Origin of the sequence: Mesorhizobium sp. M7A.F.Ca.ET.027.03.2.1 (genome assembly GCF_003999175.1) — a bacterium.
GTDB lineage: Bacteria > Pseudomonadota > Alphaproteobacteria > Rhizobiales > Rhizobiaceae > Mesorhizobium.
Map to the genome: position 1 here is coordinate 1 of NZ_RZOM01000544.1, position 4,076 is coordinate 4,076.

The 4,076-nt window shown below is 63.4% G+C and carries 5 protein-coding genes and 1 pseudogene; 5 read left to right on the forward strand and 1 reads right to left on the reverse strand.

The features are described from left to right. The 3 genes and pseudogenes from EN750_RS21785 to EN750_RS21795 form a co-directional block, all read left to right on the forward strand. A pseudogene (locus EN750_RS21785) lies at positions 1-135 on the forward strand (50S ribosomal protein L21); the annotation flags it as partial. A 97-nt stretch (positions 136-232) separates the two neighbouring features. Next, complete coding sequence (gene rpmA / locus EN750_RS21790; RefSeq protein ID WP_013529063.1) at positions 233-502, forward strand: 50S ribosomal protein L27; 270 nt, start codon at positions 233-235, stop codon at positions 500-502. Between the two features lie 120 nt (positions 503-622). Further along, positions 623-1,210, forward strand: coding sequence for a GNAT family protein (locus EN750_RS21795; RefSeq protein WP_164873766.1), 588 nt, complete (start codon positions 623-625; stop codon positions 1,208-1,210). A 178-nt stretch (positions 1,211-1,388) separates the two neighbouring features. Here the strand turns inward: EN750_RS21795 and EN750_RS21800 are convergent, their stop codons facing one another. Beyond that, positions 1,389-2,258, reverse strand: a complete 870-nt coding sequence (locus tag EN750_RS21800) for an endonuclease/exonuclease/phosphatase family protein (protein WP_127397610.1) — start codon at positions 2,256-2,258, stop codon at positions 1,389-1,391. A 134-nt stretch (positions 2,259-2,392) separates the two neighbouring features. Between EN750_RS21800 and obgE the strand changes: the two genes are divergently transcribed. Then, positions 2,393-3,424, forward strand: a complete 1,032-nt coding sequence (obgE, locus tag EN750_RS21805; protein ID WP_127266818.1) for a GTPase ObgE — start codon at positions 2,393-2,395, stop codon at positions 3,422-3,424. Positions 3,425-3,428: 4 nt separating this feature from the next. Then, the coding region (proB, locus tag EN750_RS21810) for a glutamate 5-kinase (protein WP_127397611.1) at positions 3,429-4,076 on the forward strand (648 nt) is incomplete at its 3' end.

Genomic DNA, 4,076 nt, shown 5'->3' on the forward strand with positions numbered 1-4,076 from the left:
CAGGGCATCATCACCTTCGCGCAGCTCGCCAAGCTCACCGACAAGGATGTCGCCAAGATCGACGAGCACATGTCCTTCAGCTCCGACCAGATCAAGGACTGGCGCGAGCAGGCCAAGGAATTGGCTGCGAAGTAATTTTCTGGCGACCTGGTCGCCGGATCGGACTTGAAACGGAACGCGAACGCGTTCATAAGGCCTTTTAGGCGCCTTGCGGCGCAACGGAGTTAGTTAGATGGCACACAAGAAAGCTGGCGGCTCGTCGCGCAACGGTCGCGACTCGCATTCCAAGCGTCTGGGCGTGAAGAAGTTCGGCGGCGAAGCCGTCATCCCGGGCAACATCATCATTCGTCAACGCGGCACCACGTGGCATCCCGGCGTCAATGTCGGCATGGGCACGGACCATACGCTTTTTGCGCTCGAGACCGGCGCCGTGACGTTCAACAAAAAAGCCAACGGCCGAACCTACGTATCGGTCAACCCGATTGCCAAAGCCGCGGAGTAGCCGGTTCCGCACTAGAACACCGGCGCCCATCTCGGGAACCGGTGTCTGGCAAAGCCAGGAAAAGGATCAGGGGAGATGGGTTTCCATCTCCCCTTTTTCTTGTGCCTGGAGGACTTTCAAATGGTTGCCGAAGCGGAAGACTCAGAAGACGAAAGTTACGCGATAGATTGTCCGGTGCTGGTCACCGAGCGACTGGTGATGCGGGCGCCTCACGAAGGCGATATCGCGCAACTGGTCGAACTTGCCGACAACCGCCATGTCGCCGAAATGCTGGCCCGCATGCCGCACCCCTATGGCGAGCCCGAGGCGCGCTCTTTCCTGGCCATGACCAAGTCGCGCCGGGCCGGCATCGCTTATGCCCTGACGTTGGCCGGCACCGACACCTTCGTCGGCTGCGCCGGTCTCAACACCACCGATCGCGGGCTGGAACTCGGTTACTGGATCGGCGAGCCGCACTGGAAGAAGGGCTATGCGACCGAGGCGGCGCACGCGCTGGTCGATCTCGCCTTCCAGAGGACGTCGATCCAGGTTCTGCATGCCTCGACGCGGGTCATCAATCCGGCCTCGCGCCGCGTCATCCACAAGTGCGGGTTCCAGTATGCCGGCCAGGGCATGCTGAATTCGATTGTCGCCGGCCAGGTGCCGGTCGAGCGCTACCGGCTCGATCGCAAGACCTGGACGAGCCTGCGGAACTGGGTCCACTTTTGATGTGTGCCGATATTCAGGTGAGGCCGGCCTGCGAATGGCGGCTTCCTGCGCTTCCGGTGCTCGCGTACGAAAAGTACGCTCCGCTCCGGTTCTCGGAAGCCACTATTCTCGGCTCGGCCTGACCTGAATCTCGACACACATCGGGTACGGCGCGAAACCAATGGGAGGCAAACTTGGATCAGCCCAGTTCGACCCAGACCGGCAGGTGGTCCGAGCCGACGGCCTTTCGGTCGACCCACAGGCGCTGCAGGGATTTGGCGAGCGACGCGCTGGTGAAGATGTAGTCGATGCGCTTGTGGCGGCTGGGATCGGTGGGTTGTTTCGGGTCGACCCAGCTGATGAGATCGTCGCCGGTGGCGTTCAAGCGCAAGGCGGCATCGACGGCGAAGTCGGCGGTCAGCGGCATGCCGAATTCATGATCCGGCCGGCCGGCGAGTTCGATATATTCGGGTGAGCCGGCCAACATGTTGAAATCGCCCATGCCCACAAAGGCTTCGGGATGCGGCAATTCCGGCAGGCCGATCTCGGCGACGCCGGACAGCGCGCCGCCTTCGAGCGCGTAGTTCAGCATGCGTTGGCGCAGGAACTGGATCTGGCTGGCGCGTTCGACGGGGCTGCGGTGATCGAGATGGATGGAATAGAAGCGGATGAAACCAAGCGGCGTCTCGATCAGCGCTTCCAGCGCGCCACGCTGGAAGTTCATCATCTCGAAGCTGCGGCTGCGCGGCAAAAGCAGGTTGCGCGACAGATGAATAGGCGTTTTCGACAGCACCATGTTGCCGAGCTGGAAGGTTTTCGTGATGGCGCGGCCATTGTCGATATGCGAACCGATATTGGCCTCGAAATTGCTGCCATAGACGGCGAAGTAGTCGGGCAGCGCCTCGCCGATCTCGGCGACCATGTCGCGGCCGCCGTTCCTGGGATTGTTGCGGGTCACTTCCTGCAGAGCGATCACATCGGCGCCGCGCACGGCATCAGCGATGCGTCCGACATCGTACTGCCCGTCGAGGCCGATGCCGTACTGGATATTGTAGGTTACAAGCTTCATTCCGGCATCTCTCCGGCCGATCCCGCGCGGCCATTGTCACAAAACGGCCTCGCCCTTCGCCGCGCCTTGGTTTAGAGCAAGGGCCAAGGTTTAGAGCAATGCCGCAAGGCCACTAGTAGAAACTGTACAATCCCATGAAATTTCTCGATCAAGCCAAGGTCTACATCCGCTCCGGTGACGGTGGCGCCGGTTCCGTGTCGTTCCGGCGCGAAAAGTTCATCGAGTTCGGCGGGCCGGATGGCGGTGATGGCGGCCGTGGCGGCGATGTCTGGCTGGAGGCGGTCGACGGGCTGAACACGCTGATAGACTACCGCTACCAGCAGCATTTCAAGGCCAAGACCGGCGTCCACGGCATGGGCCGCAACATGACCGGCGCCAAGGGCGCCGATGTCACGCTGAAAGTGCCGGCGGGAACGCAAGTGTTCGAAGAAGACAACGAGACGCTGATCTGCGATCTGACCGTGGTCGGCCAGCGCTTTCTGCTCGCCAAGGGCGGCAATGGCGGTTTCGGCAACCAGCATTTCAAGACCTCGACCAACCAGGCGCCGCGCCGCGCCAACCCCGGCCTGCCGGGGCAGGAGCTCAACATCTGGCTGCGGCTGAAGCTGATCGCCGATGCCGGACTGGTCGGGCTGCCGAATGCCGGCAAGTCGACATTCCTGGCCGCCGTCACCGCGGCCAAGCCGAAGATCGCCGACTATCCGTTCACGACGCTGCATCCCGGCCTCGGCGTTGCCCGCATCGACGCGCGCGAATTCGTCATCGCCGATATTCCGGGCCTCATCGAAGGCGCGCATGAGGGTGTCGGCATCGGGGACCGCTTCCTTGGCCATGTCGAGCGCACGCGTGTGCTGTTGCATCTGGTTTCGGCGCAGGAGGAAAATCCGGGCAAAGCCTACAAGACCGTCCGCGCGGAGCTTGAGGCCTATGGCAACGGCCTGACCGACAAGGTCGAGATCGTGGCACTGTCCCAGGTCGACACGCTCGACGCCGACGCGCGCAAGAAGAAAGTCGCCTCGCTGAAGCGTGCCGCCGGCCGCGCGCCGATGCTGTTGTCGGCCGTCACCGGCGAAGGCGTCGAGGCGGTGCTGCGGGCGTTGATGTCGGTGGTGGCCGAGGCGCGTGCGCAGATCGCTGCGCCAGTCGAGACGCGCTGGGAAAAGTAGGACGATGCAGTCGCTGGGAAAATATCGGCGCATCACCGTCAAGATCGGCTCGGCGCTGCTCGTCGACCGCGCGACAGGCCTGAAGCGCGACTGGCTGGCCTCGCTCGCCGACGACATTGCGGCGCTGGCCAAGGGCGGCGCTGAAATCCTTGTCGTCTCGTCCGGCGCCATCGCGCTTGGCCGCACGATCCTTGGTCTCGGCAAGCGCGCCTTGAAGCTCGAAGAGAGCCAGGCCGCGGCAGCCGTCGGGCAGATCGCATTGGCCGGCGCGTGGTCGGATGCGCTCGGCAAGGGCAGCCTGAAATCGGGCCAGATACTGCTGACGCTCGGCGACACCGAGGAGCGCCGCCGCTATCTCAATGCGCGGGCAACGATCTCGACGCTGCTCAAGATGAAGGCGGTGCCGGTCATCAACGAAAACGACACGGTGGCGACGTCCGAAATCCGCTATGGCGACAATGACCGGCTGGCGGCTCGCGTCGCCACCATGATGGGCGCCGACCTCCTGGTACTGCTCTCCGACATCGATGGCCTCTATACGGCGCCGCCGGCGCGTGACCCCCAAGCTAAATTCATTCCGGTGGTCGACCGCATCACGCCCGATATCGAGGCGATGGCGGGTGCGGCCGCTTCCGAGCTGTCGCGCGGCGGC

What these genes read in the sequence shown, in the direction of transcription:
- EN750_RS21800 (WP_127397610.1), bottom strand. Translation starts at nt 2,258, where the DNA reads ATGAAGCTTGTAACCTACAATATCCAGTACGGCATCGGCCTCGACGGG.
- rpmA (WP_013529063.1), top strand. Translation starts at nt 233, where the DNA reads ATGGCACACAAGAAAGCTGGCGGCTCGTCGCGCAACGGTCGCGACTCG.
- obgE (WP_127266818.1), top strand. Translation starts at nt 2,393, where the DNA reads ATGAAATTTCTCGATCAAGCCAAGGTCTACATCCGCTCCGGTGACGGT.
- EN750_RS21795 (WP_164873766.1), top strand. Translation starts at nt 623, where the DNA reads ATGGTTGCCGAAGCGGAAGACTCAGAAGACGAAAGTTACGCGATAGAT.